The organism is Rhodopseudomonas sp., assembly GCF_013377015.1.
Lineage (GTDB): Bacteria > Pseudomonadota > Alphaproteobacteria > Rhizobiales > Xanthobacteraceae > JARJEH01.
Genome location: NZ_JACABA010000004.1, coordinates 111,509 through 138,325, shown reverse-complemented (window position 1 = coordinate 138,325; position 26,817 = coordinate 111,509). Strand labels below are relative to the sequence as shown.

The following is a 26,817-nucleotide window of genomic DNA, read 5'->3' as shown; positions in this document are numbered from 1 at the left end:
CACGCCGGCGAAGCCCAAGCCGAAGCCGGCCAAGCCCAAGCCCGCCCCGAACAGCGCCGGCGGCGAAGCCAAGCCACGCGCCGAGGCAAAGCCTTCCCCCCGGACTTGACGCGCGCTGGATCGCCCGATTCGGCCGGCGGCAGGTTCCGCGACGCGCCAAAGCTTGCGTTCGGCCGCCAGTTTGCTCAATACTTCCATCAACAAGCAGCCGCGCCACGGCAAGGCTGCACTTCCGAATAACTCCAGACGGATCGGCGCGTCTTTCGGCGAATTCGCCGCGCCGGGGCGATGTGCGACAATCAAAAAATGGTGGAGCGCTTCGCTCCGGGAAAGCCAAACGAGGGAAACACCATGGAGCGGATCTGGCTCAAGCACTACCCGGCCGGCGTGCCCGCGGATATCGACCTGACGCAATATTCGTCACTGGTCGAACTGCTGGAGGAAAGCTTCGCGAAATTCCGCGACCGCAAGGCCTTCATCTGCATGGACAAGGCGATCACCTATCGCGAACTCGACGAGATGTCGGCCGCGCTCGGCGCCTATCTGCAGGGCAAGGGATTGCAGAAGGGCGCCCGCGTCGCGCTGATGATGCCAAACGTGCTGCAATATCCGGTCGCTACCGCCGCGGTGCTGCGCGCCGGCTTCGCCGTGGTCAACGTCAATCCGCTCTACACGCCGCGCGAACTCGAGCATCAGCTCAAGGACTCCGGCGCCGAGGCGATCATCGTGCTGGAGAACTTCGCTACCACGGTGCAGCAGGTGGTCGCGCGCACCGCGGTCAAGCACGTCATCGTCGGCAGCATGGGCGACATGCTCGGCCTCAAGGGCGTAATCGTCAACGTCGTGGTGCGGCGGGTCAAGAAGATGGTGCCGGCGTTCTCGCTGCCGGGCTCCGTCAGCTTCAACGACGCCGTGGCGGCGGGCCGCGGCATGACGCTGAACAAGCCGAAGCTCGGGCCGGACGACGTCGCCTTCCTGCAATACACCGGCGGCACCACCGGCGTCTCGAAGGGCGCGACGCTGCTTCACCGCAACATCCTCGCCAACGTGCTGCAGAACGACGCCTGGCTGCAACCGGCGCTGGCAAAGCCACCGCGCGTCGAACAATTGTTCATCGTCTGCGCGCTGCCGCTGTATCACATCTTTGCGCTGACCGCCTGCTACCTGCTGGGCATGCGCGCCGGCGGCGTCAATCTGCTGATTCCCAATCCGCGCGACATGCCAGGTTTCATCAAGGAACTGATGAAGTATCAGGTCAACAGCTTCCCGGCGGTCAATACGCTGTACAATGGCCTGTTGCACTCGCCGGGCTTCGACAAGGTCGATTTCTCCAAGCTGAAGATTTCCAACGGCGGCGGCATGGCCGTGCAACGTCCGGTGGCAGAGGCCTGGCTGAAGATGACCGGTTGCCCGCTCGCCGAAGGCTACGGCCTGTCGGAGACCGCGCCGGTCTTGACCTGCAATCCGGCGACACTGGCCGAATTCAACGGCACAATCGGCGTTCCGATGCCGTCAACTTACATCTCGATCCGCGACGACGCCGGCAACGAGGTGCCGCTCGGCCAGGCCGGCGAAATCTGCGCCAAGGGGCCGCAAGTCATGGCCGGCTACTGGAACCGACCGGACGAGACCGCTCTGGTGATGACCGCCGACGGCTTCTTCCGCACCGGCGATATCGGCGTCATGATGCCGGACGGCTTCACCAAGATCGTCGACCGCAAGAAGGACATGATCCTGGTCTCCGGCTTCAACGTCTATCCGAACGAGGTCGAGGAAGTGATCGCCAGCCATCCCGGTGTGGTGGAATGCGCCGTCGTCGGCGTTCCCGACAAGCGTACCAGCGAGGCGGTGAAGGCGTTCGTGGTGAAGAAGGACCCCGATCTGACCGCCGAGGAGATCATCAAGTTCTGCCATACGCAGCTCACCAACTACAAGGTGCCGCGGCAGATCGAGTTCCGCACCGATCTGCCGAAGACCAACGTCGGCAAGATCCTGCGCCGCGAACTGCGTGACGAGAAGAAGTCGGCTGCGGCTTAAGGCGGCGGATTTCTGCCTTCCATCATGGTGAGAAGCGCGCATGTTGCGCGCGTCTCGAACCATCAGGATGAACATCCCTCAACCTTCGAGACGCGGCGAAGACGCCGCTCCTCGGGATAAGGGCGCCGCGGTTTGCTGCAAGCTCCTTCGCACCTCGTTGATGACACAACCGTGATCGCCGGGCACCGCCCGCTTTACCCCCGCTGAATATTGTCATCGCCGCGGCTGCAGGCTACAAACCCGTGCACATTCAGGGAGAAATAGACGATGGCGATCAAGGTTGGCGACAAGCTGCCCGAGGCGAAATTCCGCGTGATGACAGCGGAAGGTCCGCAGGTGAAGACCACTGACGACATCTTCAAGGGCAAGAAAGTCGCCTTGTTCGCTGTGCCAGGCGCCTACACCGGCACATGCCACAAGATGCACCTGCCGAGCATCTTTCTCAATGCCTATGCGCTGAAGGACAAGGGCGTCGACACAATCGCGGTGGTCTCGGTCAACGATGCCTTCGTGATGAACGCCTGGAAGCGCGACACCGACCAGCGCGACGAGGCGGTGTTTCTCGCCGACGGCAATGCCGAATTCACCAAGGCGATCGGCATGGAGATGGACGGCTCCGGCTTCGGACTTGGGACACGCTCGCTGCGCTATTCGATGCTGGTCGAGGACGGCGTCGTGACCAAGCTCAACCTCGAACCGAATCCCGGCAAGGTCGAAGTGTCGGGCGGCGATACGCTGCTGGGACAGCTGTAAACCGCGTCGTTCGAACGATGAGGCCTGCGGGTCTCCTGCAGGCGTCGCGCTGTCGCCAGATTCGGCCTGGCGCTCAGAGATGCGCGCGGAAGAACGCGGTGAGTTCATCGTTGAGCCTGTGGTGGAATTCGGCGCGATCAAATCCCGGCGCATCCTTGCAGATCGTCGGCTCATGATCAGCGATAGTCCCGGGGCAGACGGCGAAAAACGAGAAGTGCTGCGCGTGTGCGACCTTCTTGAAACTATGCGGCGTTTTCAGCCAGCCATCGACCGCCTCAATGGTTGCCGGCTCGACGCCGTCGCCGCCGGTTTCCGAGGCCCAGAGCTGGACCGGAATCGTGACCCCGGCAAAGCTGTCGGCGGTGAAAAACACCGATAATGGATCGGCGATCGCCGCGGCCTTGATCCTGCGGTCGTGGGTCAGCGGTTGGCTGGGAAATTCCCGCGCCCGGATCCGGTCGCAGACCTTGTCGGTCCGGCCTTCGCAAAGCGGCATCGCCGCGGCAAAATCGGGGTTGGCGCCGATGGCGACCAGCCCGGTATAGCCGCCGCGCGAAAACCCATAAAGGCCGATCCGGTTGGGATCGATGGCCGCCGCCAATGGCGAGGCCCCGGTCATGTAGTCGATCACCCGCTTCACGTCCAACGGGCGTTGGAAGTAGATCGAGAAATCGCCGATCCGGCTCTTGTCCAGCGTGGTATCGCCCGGATGGTTGAGTGCCGCCACCACGAAGCCGGCATCCGCCAAATGCTCGGCCGTATCGTGATGGCCGACGAAGGAGCCACCACGCCCATGCGACAGGATCACCAGCGGCAACCCCTGGCCGGTGATCGCACCATCCTTGGCGGCGCTCACCGTGAACGGGCCAAACGTGACCGCGGACGGCGCGTCCGCGCTCGGATACCAGGCGGCAACCGTGATGGCGGGGCCGGCGGCGTCTGCCGGGATCTGCAGCAACTTGAGGCCCGCGGCGGCCGCCGGAGCGTTCAGCCCCGCGGCGAAGATAAGTCCGATCAGCCAATGCGAACGCATCGTTTCCCTTGACTGCGACCCTTGCGGCCGCTGCGGTCTGCCGTGCCGCCGCTGCCGTCGGCGCTCGGTGAAGACGGCCGATGATAAGCCGGACTGCCGCCAGGAGGATAAGTTTCAACGATGACAGCGCTGAGTCAATTCCGCCGGTTCGGCCAGCAATGAGCTGGCGGCGTGCGCCGCATGGCAACCTCAGCCGATCCGCGACTTCAGCCGGTTTTCGGTGAGCCCGTCCCGCGCGAGCTGATCCGCGCGCTCGTTCTCGTCGTGGCCGGCGTGGCCCTTGACCCAGTGCCAACGCACCTCGTGGCTCTTCAGCGCGGCGTCGAGCCGCTGCCACAGGTCGACATTCTTCACCGGCTTCTTGTCGGCGGTCTTCCAGCCGTTGCGCTTCCAGTTGTGAATCCAGCTGCCGATGCCGATCTTGACATACTGGCTGTCGGTGTAGAGATCGACCGAACACGGCTTGGTCAGCGCTTCCAGTGCCGAGATCGCCGCCAGCAATTCCATCCGGTTGTTGGTGGTGTGCGGCTCGCCGCCCTTCAGTTCTTTTTCGATTTCGCCGAACTTCAGAATCGCGCCCCAGCCGCCGGGACCGGGATTACCGGAGCAAGCGCCGTCGGTGTGGACGATCACGGCGGGGGCGCTCACGAGACCTGCCCCGACGCGGTGACGCCGTAGTCACTGATGCTGTTCACGGTCTGATGGAAGCGCAGCTTGCGGACGTATTCCAGCGGGTCCTTCGGCCGCACCAAAGCGCCGACCGGAACGTTGAGAAAATCGACCAGCCGGGTCAGCAGAAATCGCAGCGCGGCACCACGCGCCAGCAGCGGCAGCGCGTCTTGCTCGGCCGCGGTCAGCGCGCGCTCGCGGCCATAGGCGCCGAGAAACGCCCGCGCCTTGGTGACGTTGAAGGAATGATCCGGCTCGAAGCACCAGGCGTTCAGGCAGATCGCCACGTCATAGGCCAGGATGTCGTTGCAGGCGAACGGAAAGTCGATCAGCCCGGACAGCGTGTCGCCGATGAAGAACACGTTGTCGGGAAACAGATCGGCGTGGATCACGCCTTCCGGCAGATGCTTCGGCCAGGCGTGTTCGAGAAAATCGAGTTCGGCGCGCAGCAGCGCGTGCAAGCCGTGCTGCAACGGATCGGCGCCCGCCGCCGATTGTTCGAACAGCGTCCGCCAGCCCGCAACCGACAGCGGATTCTTCCGCACCAGCGGAAAATCGCGGCCGGCGATGTGCATCTTCGCCAGCCCTTCGCCGACGCCGGCGCATTGCGCCACGTTCGGCCGCCGTGGCCAGACGCCTTCAAGAAAATTGATGATCGCCGCGGGCCGGCCCATCAGCGATCCGAACACCGCGCCGCTGCGGTTGGTCTGCGGCTGCGGACAGCGCACGCCGCGGCTTGCCAGATGCGCCATCAGCGACAGGAAATACGGCAGGTCGTCCGCCGCGACGCGCTTCTCGTACAGCGTGAGGATGAAAGAGCCCTTGCTGGTACGCAGCAGGAAGTTGGTGTTCTCGACGCCCTCGGCGATGCCCTTGTAGGACAGCAGGTCGCCGATGTCGTAGCCCTTGAGGAATTCCGCGAGATCATCGGCGGCGACGTCGGTATAGACCGCCATAGATCCTACTCGGCCGCGTCGGGCCGCAAAGCACGCGGCAGCGGGAAGAACTCGTTCTCTTCCGCGGCCGAAATCGTCTCCACGCGCAGATCGTAGCGCTCGGCAAACGCGCCCATGATTTCCTCGACGATCACCTCCGGGGCGGAGGCCCCCGCGGTGATGCCGAGGCTGGTGATGCCTTCGAACAGGTTCCAGTCGATGTCGCCGGCACGCTGTGCCAGCACCGCGACCTTGCAGCCCTCGCGCTCGGCGACCTCGCGCAGCCGCTGCGAATTCGACGAATTCGGCGCGCCGACCACGATCATCGCGTCGACGATCGGCGCCACCTTCTTCACCGCGGCCTGGCGGTTGGTGGTGGCGTAGCAGATGTCTTCCTTGTGCGGCCCGGAGATGTTCGGGAACCGCTGCCGCAGCAAGGTCACGATCTCGGCGGTGTCGTCGATCGACAGCGTGGTCTGGGTCACGAAAGCCAGATTGTCCGGGTCCTTCGGCACGAACGAGGCGGCGTCCGCAGCGGTCTCGATCAATTCGACCGCACCCGGCGGCAACTGCCCCAGCGTTCCGACCACCTCGGGGTGGTGGGAATGCCCGATCAGCAGGATCTCGCGGCCGCGCTTGAAATGGATCGCGGCCTCGCGGTGCACCTTGGTGACCAGCGGACAGGTAGCGTCGAGCGAGAAGAAATTGCGCTGCAGCGCGTCGGCCGGGACCGATTTCGGCACCCCATGGGCGGAAAATACCACCGGCGCCTGGGTATCGGGGATTTCCGCCAGTTCCTCGACGAAAATCGCGCCCTTGGCGCGCAGGCTGTCGACCACATAGCGGTTGTGCACGATCTCGTGGCGGACATAGACCGGGGCGCCATACAGCGTCAGCGCCCGCTCCACGGTGTCGATCGCCCGCACCACGCCGGCGCAGAAGCCCCGCGGCGAGCAAAGCACGATCTTCAGGGGCGGTTTGGCCAGCATTTCAGCGATCCGGGACCTGTTCGCCGTACCATCGCATCGCGAACGGTCGTCGCCAATTGGCGTTTCGGCTATGGACGTTACCGCCAACGACTTGGGACGGCTTTGCGGCCCTGTCAAGGCCGTTCGCCAGACCATTGCGCGGCTACCCCCTGACAGCTTATATAGGCGTCTAATTCCCGTCATCACCGATGACCAGACGGCTCCGCCTCCAAAAAAGGTGGGCGGAGCGCAAAGGAGATTTGCCATGAGCAACGCCCCGCTGATGCCGAAGGCCACCGCGGTCTGGCTGGTCGACAATACTGCGCTGTCGTTCGACCAGGTCGCCGACTTCACCAAGATGCACCCCTTGGAGATCCGCGCCATCGCCGACGGTGACGCCGCGCAAGGCATCAAGGGCATGGACCCGATCTCGACCGGACAATTGACCCGCGACGAGATCGAAAAGGGCGAGAAGGACCCGGATTACCGGCTCAAGCTCGGCGAAAGCCGGGTGACGCTGCCGGCGCAATCGAAGAAGAAGGGCCCGCGCTATACGCCGGTGTCGCGCCGCCACGAACGGCCGAGCGCGATCCTGTGGCTGGTGCGCAACCATCCCGAGCTGAAGGACAGCCAGGTGATGCGGCTGGTCGGCACCACCAAGACCACGATCGCCTCGGTCCGCGACCGCACCCACTGGAACGCCTCGACGCTGACGCCGATGGACCCGGTGACGCTCGGCCTGTGCTCGCAGATCGAGCTCGATTTCGAGGTGCAGCGCGCCGCCAAGGAAAAGCCGACCGACCAGGGCTACGGTGGCGCAACGCTGCTGCCGGCCTCCGAGACCACCCGCAAGGAGTCCGAATTCGAGCCCTCCGAGAAGGACCAGGACGACCTCAACGTCGACGCGGTGTTCGCCAAGCTGAAGACCATCGGCGGCAAGAAGGCCGACGACGAGGACGAGTAGGCGCTTCGCGGGCCCGGAATTTCGGGTCCGGGGCGCGATTCCCGGGCTAATCAAGACGTGCGTCTCATTCACGTTCGTCATTCCGGGATGCGCGCCGGGTCGGCGCAGCCGACGCGACGTGCAGGCCCGGAATCCATAGCCCCTGGCCTGAATGAGTTGGGCGCTGTGCCACCACGCGCCGCTGCGGAGTATGGATTCCGGGCTCGCCCGCAGCTTCGCTGCGTGCGCCCCGGAATGACGGCGTGGGCCGGAGTAACGGCGGTGTGGCAATCGCGCGCACCGCATGGCAAAGCCCCTCATGGTGAGGAGCGCGCCGCAGGCGCGCGTCTCGAACCATGAGGATGACCGCGCTCATCTTTCGAGACGCCCGACTTCGCCCTGCGGGCAAAGCCGGGCTCCTCAGGATGAGGGCAGCAGTGGTGGTAACCGGTCAACGCGCCCGCCGCCCGCGCGTCATGTCCGCTCCGTCTCGGTGATGAACTGATACAGCCCGTCGATCGCGATGGTTTCGTCGAGCGGCGACAGCACCGGCCGGCGGCGGCGCGTCAGACAGGCAAAACTGTCGCTGACGCAGTCCCGCGCCCGCCGGCAGACTTTCATCGGGCAATCTCGCGCACCGTTGACATAGGCCGACAGGCCGCGTTGAACCGCGCGGCGGCAGCCGTCACGCACCTCGCTGAACGCGTCCAGCGCCTCCGCTTCCGCGCGCCGCTCGGCGCGCATCGCCGCACTTTCCAATCGCAATCCGGGTCGTCGGGTCATCGCGCGCTCCTTTCGCTGCATGGGCTGAATGTCGGGCTGGGTCGAGGGCAGGACGACGCGCCGCCCGGCGGGGACCGCCGTGCCTTGCCGCCTGAGACCTCCCGGTGAGGGAGGCGGAGCGCCGAAAGGCGCGCCTTTGGTAAGTAACCGCGGCCCAACGCCGACGCATCGACGCCCGGTCGCGGAACGCCTTTCGACGCTCCACCGCGGCGATTTTGCGCCCCAGGGCCGTGCTTCCGGGCACAGGCGCGAGCCAGTCGACCCGCTGATCCCGGCGGATTTCCCGCCGTTCACCTGTGCCGCGTCCAGCCAACTAACAAGTGGCAGACCCCCGTAGTGGGGCCGGACGGCGACCCAGGGCGTCCCGAGTGCGGAAGGAGACGTCCTCCCCCGCCCGCAGGCGCCGCACCCCGCCCCGCGACGACCAGCGTCCCGGCAACGCGCCCCTCGATGGGGCGGGATATATAGGAATATAGTCCAGACGACATGCCTCGGTCAACTGGTTTGTTTGCAGATCGTAAGTCAGTAAGTTATCCTACGATATGAACCGCAATATTGATCGTCCTCCCGCTTTTTCAAAGGTCTCGGTCAAGAGCCAGACTGTGATCCCGCGCGAGATCCGCGAGCAACTGAAGCTGAAGCCTGGAGACACCTTGCGCTATCGCGTGACCGACGCAGGCGTCGTGCTCGACAAGGCAGTCGAAGCAGGCGACGATCCGTTTGCAACCTTTTCTGAATGGACGTCGGAGGCAGATGAAACGGCGTATGACAAATTATAGCTTTCATGCCTTTTGACGATCAGCAAGCACGGTGCCGCCCGAAGAGATTTTCGTGAGAAAGCCGAAGACTATCATTTCCAGTACTTCAACAGTCAAGACGAGCGAACTGGCCGAACGTTTCGATCCCTTCGATATCGTCGTCGTTCCTTTCCCATACGCCGATCGGCTGGCCGAGAAACGCCGCCCTGCCCTCGTGATTTCCAACCGAAAGCTCGTACCATTCGGTGTGATCTGGGTAGCTATGATTACCAGCGCCGACAATGCACCGTGGCCTTGCGATATCGCTGTCGATGACCTCGTCCGCGCCGGCCTTCCGGCCCCATCGGTCATCCGCGTGGCAAAGATCGCATGCATCGAACCCTCAAGGATCGAACGGCGCGCTGGCAAGCTCGACAAAGTCACGGCAAGGGCTGTGACTCAGAAGTTGAGGGGATTCCTGGTCAACTGATTGAGCAGTGCTCGGATCGGCAAGCATAGCTCCGGCAAGCACAGCGAGACCCCGGGCCTAGCCCAGATGAGCGCAGGACATCGGGGGTCTCCACGTCGGCCATTGCCGCATATCGCTGTGCTCATCCGGGCTACGCGCTACCCGCAAGCCGCCCGATGCGATCCACGCGTCAGCGTCCCGTCAGCCGAGTTGCGGCATAGCGGCGACCTGCCCGCCCGCTTGCGCGCAATTCACCTCAAGGACGGCCGCCGCGGCGTCGACTCGATCGCCGCGGCTTGCCGGATCAAGCATTGGATTTGAACGATGACCGACCACCCGACGCCCGCGACCCCGACCCCGACCCTGCCGCTGCTGCGCAAGATCATCCAGCTGCTCGAAAATCTTTTCCTGGTGGTGATCGGCGCGTTCGCCGTGGTCGCGATGGCGCAGGAAGTCTACGAGACCGCGATCGGGCTGCGCGTCGAACTCAAGGACCTGCTGCTGATGTTCATCTATGTCGAGGTGCTGGCGATGGTCGGGGTCTATTACGAAAGCAAGAAGATCCCGATCACGCTGCCCTTGTTCATCGCCATCACCGCGCTGGCGCGGCTGTTGATCCTGCAGGGCAAGGACCAGCCGCCGGCCAATTTGCTGTACGAAAGCGGCGCCATCCTGGTGCTCGCCATCGCCTGCGCGGTGATGACTTATCGTCCGGGCCGGAACGGGTTGGGCGGGAGTGAGGGACAGGACTGACGGGAGTGCAGCCCACCTCGAACGGCTCGTCAGAAGCAACGCCGCGCCAATTTTAGGTTGGTCGGCGGGCTCGCTGCGCCTGGCCCACTCTAAGTTTTTGAATTGTCGCACACCTCGTTACTGGCCCGCATCACACTCATCCGATCGCAGTAAGGCAACTTCGCCGCGCGTGTCAGGCGTTCGCACGACGGTTCGGTGATCACCACGACAACGCGCGGTGTCATTCCAAATTGACAGAACTACTCGTCACGATAAGTTGACTACGCGTGAAGGCGTCGGGTGTTTCGACATCGCCTCACGAGTTTGGATCGTCAGCAGCGAGGCTTGCGCCGAATTCGTTCGGCCCGCGCCGCGGTGAAACGATCCAGATTGCAATAACGCCAAATGCTGCAATCGGGCGATCCGTTCGCTGTACAGCGAACGAACATCTGCGCCCTGATTTCAGCGCGGAACTGATCGTAGTCTCAGGAGGTAGTTATCATGGCAGACGATCCGAACAAGGTCTGGCCCACCGGTCTGACAATCGCGGAATCGGAAGAACTTCACAAGCACGTCATCGACGGCACGCGCGTCTTCGGCGCGATCGCGATCGTCGCTCATTTCCTGGCGTATGTTTATTCGCCCTGGCTGCACTAAGGGGTATCGAACATGAATCAAGCTAGAATCTGGACTGTGGTCAATCCGAGCGTCGGCCTGCCGGCGCTGCTCGGCGGCGTCACCGTGATCGCCCTGCTGGTGCACTTCGCGATCCTGACCAACACCACCTGGGTGTCGTCGTTCATGAACGGCAAGACGGTCGCCGCTGCTGTCGCGCCCGCTCCTGCCGCCCCGGCCAAGAAGTAAGTCGGTTATCAGGAACCTGACTGAAGTTCGGTCCATCGAATCCCCACGGCCCGGGGAGTCGATGGACCAGCTTCGACCTGATCGCGGCTGGTGTCGAGCGACGCTGCCCGCGCGTCTGATTTGAAAGTACCGCGGCATTTCGACCGCGCAACGTGGATGCTCCGGCTTCGCGCTGAAGCCGCAACAAAAGCCGCGCTAGACGCGGAGAATGTGTCCGGGATCAACCGGAACCGACGACGACATGAACCGAGCCTTGCCGGGGTCTGGATGACAGCCAAATCGGTGAAGCGCAGGTGACCATACGGCTGTACAGGACAGCATTTCGGTTCACGTCCGGAATGACCCGGACAATTTTTCATGTCATGTCAAGTTGACAAAGTTAGTTGTCACGATAAATTGACAATGCGTGAGAGTGCTGTCCGGTTTTGACCTTACCATCGATTTTGGAAGGGTTTCGGACCGGAGCTCTCATCCCGAACGGATCTGTCGGCTGGAGCCAAGCGGGTGTCGAACGGCATCCACGACAACTCCAGGCGAAGGCCCGTCCGGCGCATCAGCGAGCGATACTCATCGTGCGAGTTCAGCACGGCACTGATCGAAGTCTCTCAGGAGGTATTATTATGGCGGACGATCCGAACAAGGTCTGGCCCACCGGTCTGACAATCGCGGAATCGGAAGAGCTCCACAAGCATGTGATCGACGGCACCCGCGTCTTCGGCGCGATCGCGATCGTTGCTCATTTCCTGGCGTATGTTTATTCGCCGTGGCTGCACTAAGGGGTATCGAACATGAATCAAGGTAGAATCTGGACTGTGGTCAACCCGACCGTTGGTCTTCCCCTGCTGCTCGGCAGCGTCACCGTGATCGCGATCCTCGTTCACCTGGCGCTGGTCACCAACACCAGCTGGTTCCCGAAGTACTGGAACGGTGCGACCGCTGTCGCCGCCGCGCCGGCGCCGGCTCCCGCTGCGCCCGCGAAGAAGTAAGCCACTATTTGGCGCAACGCCGGGTCCATCGAAACGCTCCGCTCAGTCGGGGACGTTCGATGGATGCGGCGACGTAACGGGGGCGGGTTCGGCTTGGCTGAGCCCGCCCCCGCTGCCGTTTTGCGAACCAGCTTCGGCCGCTTCAATCTGATTCGCTTCAGTCAGCTTGCCGGGTTGTCCCGGATTCGGCCAATTGAACTCCCGTTGCCTTCGGGGCGACCAACTCCCGCCAACACCGCGCAGCCTTGGGTCCGCTTCTTGGATCCGCATCCTGGGCGCGCCAGCGGGAGCGCGAATGCCGATTACATTGCAAAGCACCGGCCGGGGGTTCGAGTCTCAATTCCTGCGCCAATTGCCGCGGCTCGAACAGGCGATGGCCGCGCACGACCTCGATCCGTCCAATTTCACGATCTCGAAGGAACCCGCGGTCACCGCCAACGTGCCGTTACTCGGGCCGTTCTTCTACGACTACACGGTGTTGGTCGGCGACGACCAGTTCACCATCACCGAGCCGAACGACGCCCGCTTCCTGGAATATTTCTACGATCGGATTCTCGCCTCCGATGCGCCGGAACCACCCGCCGCGCCCCGATCCGACGGTCTGCTGGCGCGACTGGCGCGCTGGATGACGCAGCCGATCTGACCGCCACCGCCGCGGCGCGCGCAACCCTGATCGACGCGGCGCCGGCTTCACCGCAATGTCAGACCGCGTCACCGCATCTTCATCCAGCCGACCCACTGCAGCCGCATTGCCCCACCATGGTGCAGCGAACTGAAGGAGATTCGCCCATGACCAATGTTCCGCCGCCGAAATTCGATCCCGACTACGTCGCGACGCTGCGCGAGGTGCTCGATATCGCCGTCGAACAGATCGCCGTGGAGCATCGCACCCCCGCCACCAAGGCGAAGATGGCGCAGACCATCGTGAAATGTGCCGCCGACGGCGTCACCGACGCCCACACGCTGGTGTCGCGCGCGGTTCGCGACGGCGCCGACGGCATGCCGTAGCGCTGCGACGGCGGAAGCGCGCTCGTTCTCCCCGCAAGCAGGGCGAGGTGAGGAAAGATCATCTATCCTGAATGCTACTCGCCCCAGGCCGCGAACGCCTCGGCGAAGGCGCGCTCGCCGGGCGCGCCCTTCTCGATCGCGATGATGGCGCGGCGCTGGTTGCTGTAGACCAGCGGCACGTCGAACCAGGAGCGCTCCTTCAGGAGCTGCAGATTGCGGACGCGATCGGCCTCGACATTGCTGAGACCGACCAGGAAGAAGCCGTCGGTGACCTTGACGGCTAGCCCGGCCAGCGGCGTGCCGCGCGCCTGCTCGTTGGATTTCATCAGGATGCCGGGCACGTTGCCGACGCCGCCGGCGGAGAAATCGGCTGGCAGGATGAAGGTCAATTCTGCGGTATGGCTGGCCGGCAGCGAGGTGTCGGTGTTGCGCCGGAACGACATCGTCATCTTGAATTTGCGATCCGGAATGTCGATGTCGGCGCGCACCGCGAGATCGGCGCCGCCCTTGGCGTTGCCGCCCTTGATCTGCTCGGTGCGCCACACCACCGTGCCGACATATTGCTTGCCCTTCGGATCGGCCGGGTCCTCGTCATACAGCACCACGCGCTGCGCCACCGGGGCGACCTGGTCGTTCGACGGCTGGCCGACGCGGTCGGCGATCTTCGGCCGATTCACCGGCGCGGCATCGGGCGAATTGTTCACCGCCGCCGGCGGCGTCGACGACGTCAGCATGCCGCGCAGCGAGGAATACAATGCGGGGCCCCATAGAATTGCGGCGCCGACCAGCACCAGCACGATGCCAACCGCGATCGCGCTGCGAAACGGAAACATGCCGCCGCCGCCGGCGCGCTTTGGCTTCTTCTTCTCCGGCGCCGGACGCGGTCGCACCGCGGGCTGCTGCGGCGTCTGGTAGCGCGCCGCCTCTTCGGGGGATTCGTCGTAGGAATATGGCGCGTCGGGATCGCCGCGATTCTCCATACTGGGTTCGAGCCGATCGAATTCCGGCGACGGCGCGACATTGGCGTAGGTCTTGCGCGCCGAACGGTTGGCCTGGGCGGCAGCGCGGCCGAGATCGTCGAGGTCGGCGGTGACGTCGCGGAAACCGCGAATCCCGGGCGCCTGACCTTGAGTTCGGCCCGGCGGTGCATCGTCGGCCCGGCGTGGCGGCGCCCGATCGCGCCCGGACATCGCCGGGTCCGACATCCCCGAGGCTGGCGGTGGCGTCGGGCGCGGCAACTCCGCACGCTGATTGCGCGCCGGCCGCTCATCGCGACGATCGTCGCGACGATCGTCTCGACGATCATCCTGGCCCAGCGGCGGACGTTCGTTGCGCGACGGCGGTGGCAGCGGTGGCTGCGCCGCACGCGGCCGAACCGGGGGCGGCACAGAATCATCGGCCGGCGGCAACGGCGTGGTCGTGACTTGCGGCGGCGGATCGCCTGGCCGGGCCGCTGGACGCGTGTTGGCGCGGAAAGCGTCGCCGGCGCGGGCTGGCTCGCTTGCAGGGCGGCCATTGTCGTCCGGGGCGCGGTTGCGGCTTTTCAGCTCGGCGCGGGAGGCATCGCGGGCGCGCTGCGCCGCCTCGGATTCGACCTTGCGCACGGCCTCTTCGAGCGACAATCGTTCCCGGGTGATTTCGGATTCGCTGAGCGGCGGCTGCACGCCGCGCAACTGCGCGATCAGCGCCGAGCGCGCCCGCTCGTAAAGCGCACGTCGCTGCTCGCCCGGAGCACTGGGATCCAGGGCGGCAATGGCACGGGCGATCAGGGGATAGTAATCAGCCATCTCGACTCAAGTATGAACGCCCCGCGCAATTTCCGCAAAAGTGGATAACGATCCGCGCGCAGAATACGCGCAAATCATTACCGAGAGCACCTCGTTCCGCCAGACCGGACCCCAGTTTGCCGGAAAATACCCTGCGGCAACATCCTTTTAAGCCTCGAACGGGTTCTGCACCAGAATTGTATCCTCGCGCTCCGGACTGGTCGACAACAGCGCGATCGGACATCCGACCAGTTCCTCGACCCGCCGGACATATTTGATCGCCTGCGCCGGCAGATCGGCCCAGGATCGGGCATTGGCGGTCGGTTCCTTCCAGCCCTCGATGGTCTCGTAGATCGGCTGGATTCGGGCCTGGGCGCCCTCGCCGGCCGGCAGATGGTCGATTTCCTTGCCATCCAGCATGTAGCCGACACAAACCTCGATCGAATCGAAGCCATCCAGAATGTCGAGCTTGGTGAGTGCCAGGCCGTGGATGCCGCAGGTGCGGACGGTCTGCCGCACCAGCACCGCGTCGAACCAGCCGCAGCGCCGCTTGCGCCCGGTGTTGACGCCGAATTCCTTGCCGCGGCGGCCGATCTCCTCGCCGATCTCGTTCAGCAATTCGGTCGGGAACGGCCCCTGGCCGACCCGGGTGGTGTAGGCCTTGCAGATCCCCAGCACATAGCCGACCGAACTCGGCCCCATGCCGGTGCCGGTGGCGGCCTGCGCCGCCACAGTGTTGGACGAGGTGACGTACGGATAGGTGCCATGATCGACGTCGAGCAGCGCGCCCTGCGCGCCCTCGAACAGGATCCGCTTGCCCTCACGGCGCTTCTGATCGAGCAGCCGCCACACCGTCTCGGCATAGGGCAACAGCTTCGGCGCCAGTGCCATCAGGCCCTGCTGAATGGTCGCACCGTCGAATTCGGGCAGGTTGAAACCGCGGCGCAGCGCGTTGTGATGCGCCAGCAGCCGGTCGATCTTGTGGGGCAGCGTATCGGGATCGGCAAGGTCCATCAGCCGGATGGCGCGGCGACCGACCTTGTCCTCATAGGCCGGGCCGATGCCGCGCTGGGTGGTGCCGATGGCGTGGACCGAATTGCCGGATTCGCGCAGCGCGTCGAGATCGCGATGCAGCGGCAGGATCAGCGTGACGTTCTCGGCGACGCGCAGATTGTCCGGGCTGATCGCGACGCCCTGGCCTTGCAGCTTCTTGACCTCGTCGAGAAACGCCTGCGGGTCGAACACCACGCCGTTGCCGATCACCGCCAGCTTCGACGGCCGCAACACGCCGGACGGCAACAGCGCCAGCTTGTAGGTCTCGCCGTTGATCACCAGCGTATGGCCGGCATTGTGGCCGCCCTGGAATCGGACCACGATGTCGGCCTGCTCCGACAGCCAGTCGACGATCTTGCCCTTACCCTCGTCGCCCCATTGGGCGCCGACCACGACGACATTGGCCATTTCGAGAGAATCCCCTGCAACTCAACCGATGGAACATGATCGTTGCGAAGACCGCGAGCGGCCTTCTGGATCATGCGAGAGCGCCAAGCCAAAACACGGCCGCGGCCGCTCGCATGCGAGGCGATCAATCGGATAACGGATGCCGGCTTTGGACGCAAGCGAAACGGCCCGCGGCGGCGCCTCCACGCACTATCCAAACTATTGATATCCCCGGAAAATCCGGCCCTTTCCGTTGCTCTTGACGCGGCCCGGCCGGCGGGATTGGTTTGTGGATGGAGGCGGCGACCGCATTCGGCCGCTGATCCTCCCGCGCGCAAAGGAGAGGCCATGGAAACGCTGACGACTCAGGGGCTGACCGTCCCGAAGCTTGGACTCGGCACCTTCCGGATGCAGGGCGACGAATGTCGCGCCGCGGTGGCGCGCGCGCTGGCGCTCGGCTATCGCCATATCGACACCGCCGAAATGTATGGCAATGAGGATGCTGTCGGCGACGCCGTGGCGGCCTCGGGGATCGCGCGCGAACAGATTCACATCACCACCAAAGTGTGGTGGCAGAATCTGGCGCCGGACGCGATCCGCAAAGCGTTCGACAGCAGTATTGCGAAGCTGAAGACGCCTTACGTCGATTTCTACCTGATTCACTGGCCCGCGCCGGACATGAATCTCGCCGCCGCACTGGAAACCCTGATGCGGATCAAGCAGGACGGCGGCGCCCGCGCTATCGGCGTGTGCAATTTCCCGATCGCGCTGCTGAAGCAGGCGGTCGAACAGGTCAAGGCGCCGATCGCCTGCAACCAAGTTGAATATCACGTGCTGCTCGGCCAGAAGCGATTGCTGGCTTACGCGCGCAGCAAGGGGGTGCCGCTCACGGCTTACGCGCCGCTGGCGCAGGGCCGGCTCGCCTCCTATCCGCAACTCGCCGCGATCGCCGACAAGCATGGCGCCACCGCCGCGCAGGTCGCGCTGGCGTGGCTGCTCGAGCAGGACGGCGTGATGGCGATCCCGAAGGCGCGCGGCGAGGCCAGCCAGAAGAGCAACCTCGGCGCGCTGAACGTAAAGCTCGACGACAGTGACCGTGCTGTCATCGCGGCGCTTCCCAAGGATCAGCGCTTCGTCAATCCGGCGTTCGCACCGGTGTGGGATGCCCCATAACGACTGGATGAAACGCGATGTCGAAAACCACCCACGCCACGCAGGCGCTTGAAAGAGTCGGCGTCGCCTTTACGCTGCACAGCTACGACTACGATCCCGACGCCGACAGCATCGGGCTCGCGGCCGCCGCGGAGCTGGGCGTCGAACCGCGCCGGATGCTGAAGACGCTGATGGCCGAGGTCGACGGCAAGCCGGTCTGCGTGGTGGTGCCGTCGGACAAGGAGGTCAGCATGAAGAAGCTGGCGAGCGCCTTCGATGGCAAGACCGCGAAGATGATGAAGCCGGCCGACGCCGAGCGGCTGACCGGCTACCATGTCGGCGGCATCTCGCCGTTCGGCCAGAAGAAGCGCGTGCCGGTGGTGCTTGAGGAAGCCGCGCTGCGCGAGGCCAGCGTCTATCTCAATGGCGGTCAACGCGGATTGCAGATCGAACTCGATCCCGGCGCCGCTCGCGCCGCGCTGAACGCGATCGTTTGCGCAGTGGTGGCTTGATCCGACGCTGCCCGTGCCCGGCTAACCAATGGCATCGAAGCGCCGAGAGGTAATTTGTAACCGTCAAGGCACTCAGACTTAGGGCCGACACGCCTCGCGGGCGGTTTGCTTCGATCCGCGCCGGGTTTATTGTCAACTGGATTCGCCTGAGGACTTTCGTCATGACCGCGAGCGTCGAACCACGGGGTGAAGTGCGGGCGCTTGGCTCTGCCGACGCCGACCGCTACTGCAATCACCTGATGCGGCTCGATACGCCGTCGCGAAAGATGCGGTTCTTCGAGGACGTCTCCGAATTTCACGTGCTTTTCCATGCCGGCGCGGCGCTGTCGGATGGGCGTGTCGTGGTCGGCTATGTCGAGGACGATGAGGTCCGCGGCGCCTGCGAATTGCTCGAGGTCGATCGCGAAAATCATCTGGCCGAGGCGGCGTTCAGCGTCGAGAGCGAATGGCGCTGCCAGGGCATCGGCGGCCGGCTGATGGCGGCGATGATCGAGCAGGCGCGCCGGCTCGGGGTCCGCCGCATCGAGATGTCGTGCCTGAAATCGAATCTGCCGATGCAGGCGCTGGCGGCGCGCTTCACCGACGACCTGCGCCAGGTCGGCGAGACCGCGCTCGCCGTGCTTGAAAACCACGACGAACCGCATCCAGCCTAGCAGGCCCGCCCGAGATCCGCACCGGCAAGCGCGGTTTGCACGATTCCGTGCGCGCTTGCGGCTGAAAACAATCCAGCTTGATCAATCGCAAAGTCGATGGCCGCGCCGCCGTCAGGATGGCTCGCTGGCTTAGGCCAGGATTTTTCATCAGGCGAATTGACAAATTCGGGCACTTGTCTATTAATATCAATAGATACGAATATTAGAATATAAAGGACGGTCGCGCCTCGCGCTTTTGAGCACGCCTCCGACGTTTGAAATGCCCGTCAGTGAGCCGAGCGGCTCAATCGGGTCTCGCGCGCAGATAACAACAAGAACCGGCAGCTGCGGTCGGACAACAGGGACGTCAACGCGGCCGCGCGGCTCGCCCCGACGGCTGCACAGCGAGGGAAACAACATGGCAAGGATCGTTATTTTGGGCGCCGGCCTCGGCGGAGCCATCATGGCTTACGAGATGAAGGATCAGTTGCGCAAAGACGACGAACTGATCGTCATCACCAAGGACCCGATCTATCACTTCGTGCCGTCGAATCCGTGGGTCGCAGTGAGTTGGCGGACCCAGGAGTCGATCGAAATCGATCTGGCGCCGGTGTTCGCCAAGCGCGGCATCGGCTTCAAGGCGGTGCCCGCGACCAAGGTCCGTCCCGAGGATAATTGCGTCGATCTCGCCGACGGGTCGTCGCAGTCCTACGACTTCCTGATCGTCGCCACCGGCCCCGAATTGGCGTTCGACGAAATCCCGGGCCTCGGGCCGGACGGCCACACCTCCTCGATCTGTCATGTCGATCACGCCGCCAAGGCGGCGGTTTCGTTCGAGGAATTCTGCAAGAAGCCGGGGCCGATCGTCACCGGCGCGGTGCAGGGCGCCTCGTGCTTCGGCCCGGCCTACGAATTCACCTTCATCCTCGATACCGAACTGCGCCGCCGCAAAATCCGCGACCAGGTGCCGATGACCTTCATCACGCCGGAGCCCTATGTCGGCCATCTCGGCCTCGACGGCGTCGGCGACACCAAGGGCCTGCTCGAAGGCGAGATGCGGCAGCATCACATCAAGTTCATGACCAACACCCGGGTAAAGCAGATCGACGCCGGCAAGATCATCGCCGAGGAGATCGCCGAGGACGGATCGGTCAAGAAGACCGCCGAGCTGCCTTTCGCCTATTCGATGCTGATCCCGGGCTTCCGCGGAATCGCCGCGTTGCGCGGGATCGAAGGCCTGGTCAATCCGCGCGGCTTCGTGCTGATCGACAAGCATCAGCGTAATCCAAAGTACCAGAACGTGTTCGCGATCGGCGTTTGCGTCGCGATTCCGCCGATGGAAGCCACCCCGGTCGCCTGCGGCGTGCCGAAGACCGGATTCATGATCGAATCGATGGTGTCGGCGACGGCGCTCAACGTCCGGCAATTGCTCGATGGCCAGGAGCCGACCCACCAAGCGACCTGGAACGCGGTCTGCCTCGCCGATTTCGGCGATTCCGGCGTCGCCTTCGTGGCGCAGCCGCAATTGCCGCCGCGCAACGTCAACTGGTCGTCGTCCGGAGTCTGGGTCCACAACGCCAAGATCGCATTCGAGAAGTATTTCATGCGCAAGATCCGCCGCGGCGAGAGCGATACCTTCTATGAGAAGGCCATGCTCGACATTCTCGGCATCGGCAAGCTGAAAAAGACCGAGAACGTTGGCTGAGCCACGTCGGAGGTGGCTGGGCCGACCGCCGTGGGCCGGTCGCCGCCTCCGCATGGCACCAATTCACCGGTCAGACTTGCGGCGTCGCCGGTTTCGGGCACAAGTTCGAGGACCTTTCCCGCAACCGAAACGATTCCATTGCCCCACGCTTCACCACGCGCGCGTTGGTCCTGGCTGTTCGACCAGCCCTACCTCCTGCTCAGCCTGACCTCGCTGTTCTGGGCCGGCAACGCTATCGTCGGCCGCGCCGCGGCCGGGCAGATTCCGCCGGTGACGCTGTCGTTCGTGCGCTGGCTCGGCGCATTCCTGATCGTGCTGCCGTTCGCCTGGCGGCATCTGGCGAAGGACTGGCCGGCGATCCGCCGGCACCTCGGGCTGATGGTGGGGCTGTCGCTGAGCGGAATCGCGATCTTCAACACGCTGCAATACACCGCGCTGGAACACACCACGGCGCTGAACATCCTGTTGTTCCAGTCGGCCGGGCCGCTGTTCGTGGCGATCTGGTCGCTGATCCTGCTCGGCATCCGGCTGACGCTGGCGCAGGCGCTCGGCATCCTGGTGTCGATGATCGGCGTGCTGGTGATCCTGCTGCACGGCGACCTTACCGCACTGGCCGGGATCGATCTGAACCCCGGCGACCTCTTGTTCATCGCGGCGATGGCGATCTTCGGATTCTATTCCGCGCTGTCGCAGAAGCGGCCGGCGATCCACGGCCTGTCGTTCCTGGCCTTCACCTTCGGCTGCGGTGCGTTGTGCCTGGTGCCGGCGTTCCTCTGGGAACTGTCGGCGAGGCCGGTGGCGCAGATCAACGCCGCCAACCTCGGCTCGCTGGCCTATGTGGCGGTGTTTCCCTCGGTGCTGGCGTATCTATGCTTCAATCGCGGCGTGCAGCTGATCGGCGCCAACCGCGCCGCGCCGTTCTTTCACCTGATCCCGGTGTTCGGCTCGGCGATGGCGATCGCCTTTCTCGGCGAGCGCCCGCAGCTCTATCACGCCTTCGGCTACGCGCTGGTGCTGGCAGGCGTCATCGTCGCGGCGCGCAAGCCGAAGACGCGGCTGGCGGAGTGACCGCGGTCAGATCTCGAAATATTCGGCACGATCGCCGCCGGGGCGCGGCACAGCTCCCGGTGCTGGCGCCGGCTGCGGTTCGGGAACAGGATTGCGCGGCGGCTTCGCGTCGGAGGCGTTATGCGGCGGCGGCGGCCGGGCGATGCGCCACTCGAGTTCTGACCGGCTCTGCAATTCGGTAAACTGCACCGCGAAGCCATCGTGCAAATGCCTGACGACGCGGCCGACGCAGGACCCGACCGCGAGCGGGGTTCCGATCTCGGGCTGCACGTCGGCCGACACCGCGGCGCCGGACACCGACATATCGACCACAAAGCAGCTCCGGACCGTGCCATCGGCGAAGGCCAGCGTCGAATGCGGGGTTGCCGGAATGATGCGCGCCTGCGCCCGAACGTCGCGGATGGCGGGGTCGCTTTGCTTCTTTTCCAGCCAGGTGAGCTGGTTCGAGATCTTCTCGCGCATCGCCTTGGTCATGGCGAGTTCGAGCAGAAACCCGCCGGCGATGGTGTCGCTGATGTGGCCGTCAAGCTTGCCGAAATCGCCGAAATAGGACGCGATCGAATCTCCGATCCGACCCACCACCGGCGCATCGACAATCATACGGAACGGCGAGACCCGGCTGGTCCGGCATGCGAAAGTCCGCAGCTTTCCCTGCGCATCATACCAGTTCGGCAGCGTGTAATTGCCGCCGAGGGCAATACTGACCGCTCTCTGCTTGAGAAACGACTGGACCGACACGATGATAATCCCTACGCGGCTACGCCGTTACCACTAACATAGACCTCGTAGATTTACGAATTCCAGCGTGACACATATTTCCGGGGGCGTGGTTATCAAAGCATTTATCCGGCATCGTCGGAAGCCGTACATATTGATCTCTTGCGATTTCAACTAAGCCCAAGGCGGCCCTCGTTCACTGGCCCACCTTGAACTTGCTGTAGGCCTCCTTGGTGCAGATGATGACGTGATCGGCGCAGCCGTTACGCCGGTGTGGATCGCAGCGATCTTCGTAGTCCGCCGAGGTCATCATGTCGAGGAACGCTGCCACCGACGGATAGTACACCAACGCCATGTAGTCCCATGTATTGCCGTCCGGAGACCCCAGCGCCACCGCTTTGGCGTCGCCGGTCCACAACAGCGTGCCGCCGCGCGCCTTGATCATCGGCACCGTGAGCGCACTATAGCGCAGATAGGCATCCCAGCCGGAGCCGTCGCCATCAGCCGAACGCGCGTTGAACCGCATCAGGTTCACCATCACCACCGGCCCCTGTTGCGCGAGCTCTTGCAGGCCCTGGATATTCAACAGCTCGACGCTCATCACCGCTCCTTCCTTTTGTTGCGCGGAGAATGCGTCGATCGCCGACACGGCGAAAGGAAATTCTTTTACGGAGGCGGCGCAAATCGCCGTCGGCCAGGTTGCTCGGCGGTGAAATTCGCGGATACACTGTCGCGGGCGACCCGCGGGAGACGATTGCGATGATCACGGTGCCTGAACTGGCCGCCGACGCTTTGGGGAAGTTTCTCGCGACTTACATGCGCAAGCGCTACGGCTCGTCGCAGGCGCAACTCTCGGACATCGTGCCGTCGATCGCGCGGATCGCGATCGAATGCATCGGCAACAGCGACGCGCTGTATCACAACGCCGAACACACCATGCTGGTGACGCTGGCCGGGCACGACATCCTGCGCGGCCGCGCGCTGCACACCGACATGCCGGCGCAAGATTACGCCCATCTCATCATCGCCTGCCTGACCCACGATATCGGTTACGTCCGCGGCCTGTTCAAGGAGGACGGCAGCGACGGCTACGTGGTCGACAACACCGGGCGCAAGATCACGCTGCCACGCGGATCGTCCGACGCCGCGATGCTGCCCTGGCACGTCGACCGCTCGAAGATGTATGTGATGGACCGGATCAACGGCATCGCGCAGCTCGACCGGCAGCGGATCGCCAACGCGGTGGAGGGCACCCGGTTTCCCGCCAGCATTCCAGCCGACGGTGAGAGTTGCGACGAAGAGGCCGCGCTGCTGCGCGCTGCCGATCTGATCGGACAGCTCGGCGATCCGAACTACATCCGCAAGGCCAACGCATTGTATCACGAATTCGAGGAAGCCGGGCTGAACCGCCAACTCGGCTACTCATCTCCGGCCGACATCGTCAACCTGTATCCGCAGTTCTACTGGAACAGCGTCGCGCCGCACGTGCAGACCGCGATCCGCTATCTCAACGTCACCTCGCGTGGCCGGCAATGGATCGCCAATCTCTACAGCAACGTGTTCCGTGCCGAACGCGACATCCAGCTGTCGGGGCCGCAGAAGTAGCACCGCCGAATCTGCCGGCTCCCAAGCTCGCAGGCCGCTGTCCGACTGACGCGCGCCAAGCCCGTTGGGCTTGAGGACGGCATGGCAGCTTTGCCGAGTAAGCCGCGCGGCGTGCTGACGATTGAATTACGCGCCGCATCGCGTCGGCGCGGCGATTGCTAAGACGGCAACCGGACAGTTGCAAGTTCCCCTATTCCAATTGGTTGCCTTGCCGCGTCGAAATTCACGGCGACTTAAGGTGTCGATGGAAGAGTGATTATCATGCGCATCTGATCTTCGATGCGTGGCCGGGCCAAAAGCTGCGCCACTTTGGCCGCTCTCACCTATCCGATCTCCCCAACCAGGACCAAACGATGTCAGTTTTGGATCACCCGATAGCGTGGAGAGCGCAAAGAAGCGGCAAGGCCGTTACCGCCGATCAATCCGGCGCATTGCCATTGCGGGCGAAGCTTGCATTTGCCGGCGCCGCCTATGAACGAAATTTTATTCAATACTACCACGCATTCTACTATCGCTACGCGCAGTGCAGCCTCGCCGTCGGAATGATCCTGGTCTTCGGCGACTTCCTGGTCGACCACCTGGCGCTGCAGAACGAAACCGCCAACATCTATCGGCTTCAGCTCTGCCTGCCGATCCTTGCAATCGGAATTGCCTATTCGTTTACGTCCACTGCCAAGCGGCATTGGCAATTCGTGATGTCCGGATTCATCGTAGTGCTCGCCGGCAGCCTGTTCTGGGTGTTACTGGAGATCGACGCGCAGGGCGGCATGGGACTCAGCTCCTGGGTCGGAATCCTCAATTTCGTTTTCCTGGAGTTTTATTGCTTCGTCATTCTGGGTGTCCAATTCAGATATGCGCTTCCATCAGGCCTGATCATTCTGCTGATGTTTGAATCTGCAATGCTGCTCGCGCCCGGCAAAGATGGAAACACGTTCTTCTACTGGTCTTATCACGTCATCACCTTGTTCATTCTGGCGGCGGGAATCGGCTGGTGGCGCGAGTTTCTGCTGCGCAAGGATTTCTCGGCGCAGACGGCGCTGACGGCGGCGAAGGATTTCCTGAAGGGCCAGAACGGGCTTCTCGAAATCGAAGTCGAAAAGCGCACCCGCAAGATTCTCGATACCCAAGACGTGACCATCGAAATTCTGGCGTCGCTGGCGGAGACCCGCGACAACGAAACCGGCAATCACATTCGCCGTACCCAGCATTATGTCCGGGCGCTGGCTTGGCAATTGCAACCCCACCCCGCCTTTGCGGCTTACCTGGTGGATCACCAGATCGATATTCTGTTCAAGTACGCTCCGCTTCACGACATCGGCAAGGTCGGCATTCCAGACAGCATCTTGCTGAAGCCGGGCAAACTCGACCGCGACGAATTCGAGATCATGAAGACCCACACGACGCTGGGCCACAACGCCATCGAAAATGCTGAGAAGCGACTTGGTACCACCGTCGAATTTCTCGCCTGCGCAAAGGAAATCGCGTTGAACCATCACGAAAAATGGAACGGCAGCGGCTACCCGAACCAACTGGCGGGTCGCGTCATTCCGATCTCGGCTCGCCTGATGGCGGTGGCCGATGTTTACGACGCATTGACCTCCCGCCGCGTCTACAAGGACGCGATGCCGCATGATCAGGCGATCGCGATCATCGTTGAAGGCAGGGGCAGCCATTTCGACCCGGACGTCGTTGATGCATTCACGCAAATTACCGGCGAATTCAAAGAAATTGCGGGTCGTTACGCGGACTGAGCGCGCTGTCCGGCGAGGCGGGAAAGCGGGCTGAAGTCGCGACTGGGTTGGGCGAACGTTCCGGCTTCTGTTGCAATCGACACCGAGCGGGATAAGGTCATGGCGTCGACATCACGCCGCGGATGCAGCGCTTTGCAATATTGGACTTTCCTGACACGGCGTATCGTGGCCGGCTTGATGATCGTGGCGTGCTGGGTCACGCTCGCCCATGCCGACAAGCGCGTCGCGCTGGTCGTGGGAAATTCGTCATACGTCAACGTCCCCAGCCTCGACAATCCGAAGAACGACGCCAAACTCATCGCCGACACCTTGCGCGATGTTGGATTCACGTTGATCGGCGGCGCGGCACAGATCGATCTGGACAAGATGGGTTTCGATCGGGTGGTGCAGCTGTTCGGCAACCAGCTTGCCGGCGCCGATGTCGCGCTGTTCTATTATGCCGGTCATGGCGTCCAGGTTCGCAATTCGAACTATCTGGTTCCGGTCAACGCCAATCCGGTCAAGGAAGCCGACATCGATTTTCAGATGATCGATGTCGCCCTGGTGCTGCGCCAGATGGAAGGATCGGGCACCAAGCTCAATCTGGTGATTCTCGATGCCTGCCGGAACAATCCGTTCGGGGGGCGCGGCTTGCGCGCGACCTCGAGTGGGCTGGCGCAGATGCAGGCGCCGGAGGGCACGCTTATCTCCTACGCGACCCAACCGGGCAACGTCGCGCTCGATGGCGCCGACGGCAACAGTCCGTTCACCAAGGCCCTCGCGGCAACGGTACGAAAGGCCGGTCTCGATATCTTCCAGACCTTCAATCAGGTCGGCGTCATCGTGAAGCGGTCGACCGGAGGCGGCCAGCAGCCCTGGGTGTCGTCGTCGCCGATCGATGGAAGCTTCTATTTCACGGCGCCGCCGGCGGTGCCCTCGTCCGCCGCAACTCCGCCGGCCCCGGCGCCGAGCGCGGCGGAACGCGTCTGGGCGGTGACCAAGGATACGTCGAGTCAGGCCGTGCTGGAGGATTTCATTCGGCAGTTTCCGGGCACCGCATATACAAGCATGGCTCGCGCGCGGCTGGAAGAATTGAAGCGAAGCCAATCGGCGGTCGGCATCCCGGAATCGTCGCGCGGACAGGCCGGCGAAACGACCGCTGTCGGATCGGGCAACGACAGTTCGCTGGAATTCGGCGGGCCGCCGTTTTGCCGATATCGGGTGACGATGAAGAATCCGAGGCTAAGTGCGGTGCTCGAGCGTGACCGCGCCGTGCGAGCTGAACTCACCGTTGACATGATCGAGAACGCGCTGGCCGATTGTCCCTTTGCGCCGCTCAAGGCCCATACCCACACCTACACCGGAACCGGTACGTTCGACGGGAAGCTCGTCAGTTTGCGACTTGACGCAGGCCAGAAGAACGAACCCAAGGCGGTCGCGACGTTCGAAGGACAAATCACGAATGGGCGTCTGGCCGGCACGCTCACGATCCGCCGCATCGACCCTCGCCCGGTTCTGGTCTGGACCGTCAGGTCAACGATGCATTGATCCACGTGCCAGGGTCTGGCGCGAT

At 63.6% G+C, this 26,817-nt stretch carries 29 protein-coding genes and 1 pseudogene; 20 read left to right on the top strand and 10 right to left on the bottom strand.

Annotated elements, in window-relative coordinates; translation table 11 throughout:
- Window positions 1–189: pseudogene (locus HXX15_RS18090) on the bottom strand (hypothetical protein); the annotation flags it as partial.
- Window positions 190–351: 162 nt separating this feature from the next.
- On the opposite strand from HXX15_RS18090, the gene HXX15_RS18085 reads away from it, so the two are divergent.
- Together HXX15_RS18085 and HXX15_RS18080 are read left to right on the top strand one after the other, a co-directional pair.
- The gene (locus tag HXX15_RS18085) at window positions 352–2,037 is read left to right on the top strand and encodes a long-chain fatty acid--CoA ligase (RefSeq protein WP_296517754.1); all 1,686 of its coding nucleotides are present in this window, start codon (window positions 352–354) and stop codon (window positions 2,035–2,037) included.
- Window positions 2,038–2,304: 267 nt separating this feature from the next.
- Window positions 2,305–2,790 (top strand): peroxiredoxin, encoded by a 486-nt coding sequence (locus HXX15_RS18080; protein WP_296517753.1) that lies wholly within the window; start codon window positions 2,305–2,307, stop codon window positions 2,788–2,790.
- Between the two features lie 73 nt (window positions 2,791–2,863).
- On the opposite strand, the gene HXX15_RS18075 is transcribed toward HXX15_RS18080, so the two are convergent.
- The 4 genes from HXX15_RS18075 to ispH all read right to left on the bottom strand — a co-directional run bounded on the left by HXX15_RS18075 (window position 2,864) and on the right by ispH (window position 6,416).
- Window positions 2,864–3,823, bottom strand: a complete 960-nt coding sequence (locus HXX15_RS18075) for a prolyl oligopeptidase family serine peptidase (protein WP_296517752.1) — start codon at window positions 3,821–3,823, stop codon at window positions 2,864–2,866.
- A 189-nt stretch (window positions 3,824–4,012) separates the two neighbouring features.
- A complete protein-coding gene (rnhA, locus tag HXX15_RS18070) occupies window positions 4,013–4,471 on the bottom strand; it encodes a ribonuclease HI (protein WP_296517751.1) in 459 nt (152 codons plus the stop codon).
- Window positions 4,468–5,448: a homoserine kinase gene (locus tag HXX15_RS18065; protein WP_296517750.1), complete on the bottom strand. Its 981-nt coding sequence runs from the start codon at window positions 5,446–5,448 to the stop codon at window positions 4,468–4,470. Before HXX15_RS18065 ends, rnhA begins: the two co-directional genes overlap by 4 nt.
- A gap of 5 nt (window positions 5,449–5,453) precedes the next feature.
- The gene (gene ispH / locus HXX15_RS18060) at window positions 5,454–6,416 is read right to left on the bottom strand and encodes a 4-hydroxy-3-methylbut-2-enyl diphosphate reductase (protein WP_296517749.1); all 963 of its coding nucleotides are present in this window, start codon (window positions 6,414–6,416) and stop codon (window positions 5,454–5,456) included.
- Window positions 6,417–6,660: 244 nt separating this feature from the next.
- Between ispH and HXX15_RS18055 the strand changes: the two genes are divergently transcribed.
- Entirely contained in the window at window positions 6,661–7,359 is a 699-nt protein-coding gene (locus HXX15_RS18055; protein ID WP_296517748.1) for a cell cycle transcriptional regulator TrcR, read from the top strand.
- 453 nt (window positions 7,360–7,812) lie between these two features.
- Here the strand turns inward: HXX15_RS18055 and HXX15_RS18050 are convergent, their stop codons facing one another.
- Window positions 7,813–8,082, bottom strand: a complete 270-nt coding sequence (locus HXX15_RS18050; RefSeq protein ID WP_296517747.1) for a hypothetical protein — start codon at window positions 8,080–8,082, stop codon at window positions 7,813–7,815.
- Between the two features lie 581 nt (window positions 8,083–8,663).
- On the opposite strand from HXX15_RS18050, the gene HXX15_RS18045 reads away from it, so the two are divergent.
- The 9 genes from HXX15_RS18045 (at window position 8,664) to HXX15_RS18005 (ending at window position 12,917) form a co-directional block, all read left to right on the top strand.
- The gene (locus HXX15_RS18045) at window positions 8,664–8,900 is read left to right on the top strand and encodes an AbrB/MazE/SpoVT family DNA-binding domain-containing protein (RefSeq protein ID WP_296517746.1); all 237 of its coding nucleotides are present in this window, start codon (window positions 8,664–8,666) and stop codon (window positions 8,898–8,900) included.
- 52 nt (window positions 8,901–8,952) lie between these two features.
- The gene (locus HXX15_RS18040; protein WP_296517745.1) at window positions 8,953–9,348 is read left to right on the top strand and encodes a type II toxin-antitoxin system PemK/MazF family toxin; all 396 of its coding nucleotides are present in this window, start codon (window positions 8,953–8,955) and stop codon (window positions 9,346–9,348) included.
- 303 nt (window positions 9,349–9,651) lie between these two features.
- On the top strand, window positions 9,652–10,080 hold the full coding sequence (locus HXX15_RS18035) for a phosphate-starvation-inducible PsiE family protein (protein WP_296517744.1): 429 nt from the start codon (window positions 9,652–9,654) through the stop codon (window positions 10,078–10,080).
- Window positions 10,081–10,560: 480 nt separating this feature from the next.
- Complete coding sequence (gene pufB / locus HXX15_RS18030; RefSeq protein WP_296517742.1) at window positions 10,561–10,716, top strand: light-harvesting antenna LH1, beta subunit; 156 nt, start codon at window positions 10,561–10,563, stop codon at window positions 10,714–10,716.
- Between the two features lie 12 nt (window positions 10,717–10,728).
- Entirely contained in the window at window positions 10,729–10,923 is a 195-nt protein-coding gene (pufA, locus tag HXX15_RS18025) for a light-harvesting antenna LH1, alpha subunit (protein WP_296517743.1), read from the top strand.
- A 620-nt stretch (window positions 10,924–11,543) separates the two neighbouring features.
- Entirely contained in the window at window positions 11,544–11,699 is a 156-nt protein-coding gene (gene pufB, locus HXX15_RS18020) for a light-harvesting antenna LH1, beta subunit (protein ID WP_296517742.1), read from the top strand.
- A gap of 12 nt (window positions 11,700–11,711) precedes the next feature.
- Window positions 11,712–11,909, top strand: coding sequence for a light-harvesting protein (locus HXX15_RS18015; protein ID WP_296517741.1), 198 nt, complete (start codon window positions 11,712–11,714; stop codon window positions 11,907–11,909).
- A 295-nt stretch (window positions 11,910–12,204) separates the two neighbouring features.
- Window positions 12,205–12,552 carry a hypothetical protein gene (locus HXX15_RS18010; protein ID WP_296517740.1) on the top strand — a complete coding sequence of 116 codons (348 nt, stop codon included), beginning with the start codon at window positions 12,205–12,207 and terminating at the stop codon, window positions 12,550–12,552.
- Window positions 12,553–12,698: 146 nt separating this feature from the next.
- A complete protein-coding gene (locus tag HXX15_RS18005; RefSeq protein WP_296517739.1) occupies window positions 12,699–12,917 on the top strand; it encodes a hypothetical protein in 219 nt (72 codons plus the stop codon).
- Between the two features lie 74 nt (window positions 12,918–12,991).
- Here the strand turns inward: HXX15_RS18005 and HXX15_RS18000 are convergent, their stop codons facing one another.
- Window positions 12,992–14,704: a hypothetical protein gene (locus HXX15_RS18000; protein WP_296517738.1), complete on the bottom strand. Its 1,713-nt coding sequence runs from the start codon at window positions 14,702–14,704 to the stop codon at window positions 12,992–12,994.
- A gap of 147 nt (window positions 14,705–14,851) precedes the next feature.
- Window positions 14,852–16,144, bottom strand: a complete 1,293-nt coding sequence (locus HXX15_RS17995) for an adenylosuccinate synthase (RefSeq protein WP_296517737.1) — start codon at window positions 16,142–16,144, stop codon at window positions 14,852–14,854.
- 327 nt (window positions 16,145–16,471) lie between these two features.
- Here HXX15_RS17995 and HXX15_RS17990 point away from each other — a divergent pair, with 327 nt between their 5' ends.
- The 5 genes from HXX15_RS17990 (at window position 16,472) to HXX15_RS17970 (ending at window position 21,192) form a co-directional block, all read left to right on the top strand.
- Window positions 16,472–17,296 (top strand): aldo/keto reductase, encoded by an 825-nt coding sequence (locus tag HXX15_RS17990; protein ID WP_296517736.1) that lies wholly within the window; start codon window positions 16,472–16,474, stop codon window positions 17,294–17,296.
- Window positions 17,297–17,313: 17 nt separating this feature from the next.
- Entirely contained in the window at window positions 17,314–17,787 is a 474-nt protein-coding gene (ybaK, locus tag HXX15_RS17985; protein WP_296517735.1) for a Cys-tRNA(Pro) deacylase, read from the top strand.
- A gap of 161 nt (window positions 17,788–17,948) precedes the next feature.
- On the top strand, window positions 17,949–18,440 hold the full coding sequence (locus HXX15_RS17980; protein ID WP_296517734.1) for a GNAT family N-acetyltransferase: 492 nt from the start codon (window positions 17,949–17,951) through the stop codon (window positions 18,438–18,440).
- 397 nt (window positions 18,441–18,837) lie between these two features.
- A complete protein-coding gene (locus tag HXX15_RS17975) occupies window positions 18,838–20,124 on the top strand; it encodes an FAD/NAD(P)-binding oxidoreductase (protein WP_296517733.1) in 1,287 nt (428 codons plus the stop codon).
- A gap of 132 nt (window positions 20,125–20,256) precedes the next feature.
- Window positions 20,257–21,192 (top strand): DMT family transporter, encoded by a 936-nt coding sequence (locus tag HXX15_RS17970; RefSeq protein ID WP_296517905.1) that lies wholly within the window; start codon window positions 20,257–20,259, stop codon window positions 21,190–21,192.
- A gap of 6 nt (window positions 21,193–21,198) precedes the next feature.
- Here HXX15_RS17970 and HXX15_RS17965 read toward each other — a convergent pair whose 3' ends face one another.
- Window positions 21,199–21,930, bottom strand: coding sequence for a PilZ domain-containing protein (locus HXX15_RS17965; RefSeq protein ID WP_296517732.1), 732 nt, complete (start codon window positions 21,928–21,930; stop codon window positions 21,199–21,201).
- A gap of 175 nt (window positions 21,931–22,105) precedes the next feature.
- On the bottom strand, window positions 22,106–22,510 hold the full coding sequence (locus HXX15_RS17960; RefSeq protein ID WP_296517731.1) for a DUF1330 domain-containing protein: 405 nt from the start codon (window positions 22,508–22,510) through the stop codon (window positions 22,106–22,108).
- A 158-nt stretch (window positions 22,511–22,668) separates the two neighbouring features.
- Here HXX15_RS17960 and HXX15_RS17955 point away from each other — a divergent pair, with 158 nt between their 5' ends.
- From HXX15_RS17955 to HXX15_RS17945, 3 genes are all read left to right on the top strand, one after another.
- A complete protein-coding gene (locus HXX15_RS17955) occupies window positions 22,669–23,514 on the top strand; it encodes a metal-dependent phosphohydrolase (protein WP_296517730.1) in 846 nt (281 codons plus the stop codon).
- A 353-nt stretch (window positions 23,515–23,867) separates the two neighbouring features.
- A complete protein-coding gene (locus HXX15_RS17950) occupies window positions 23,868–25,265 on the top strand; it encodes an HD domain-containing phosphohydrolase (protein ID WP_296517729.1) in 1,398 nt (465 codons plus the stop codon).
- 177 nt (window positions 25,266–25,442) lie between these two features.
- Window positions 25,443–26,792, top strand: a complete 1,350-nt coding sequence (locus HXX15_RS17945; protein ID WP_296517904.1) for a caspase family protein — start codon at window positions 25,443–25,445, stop codon at window positions 26,790–26,792.
- Window positions 26,793–26,817: the final 25 nt, after the last annotated feature.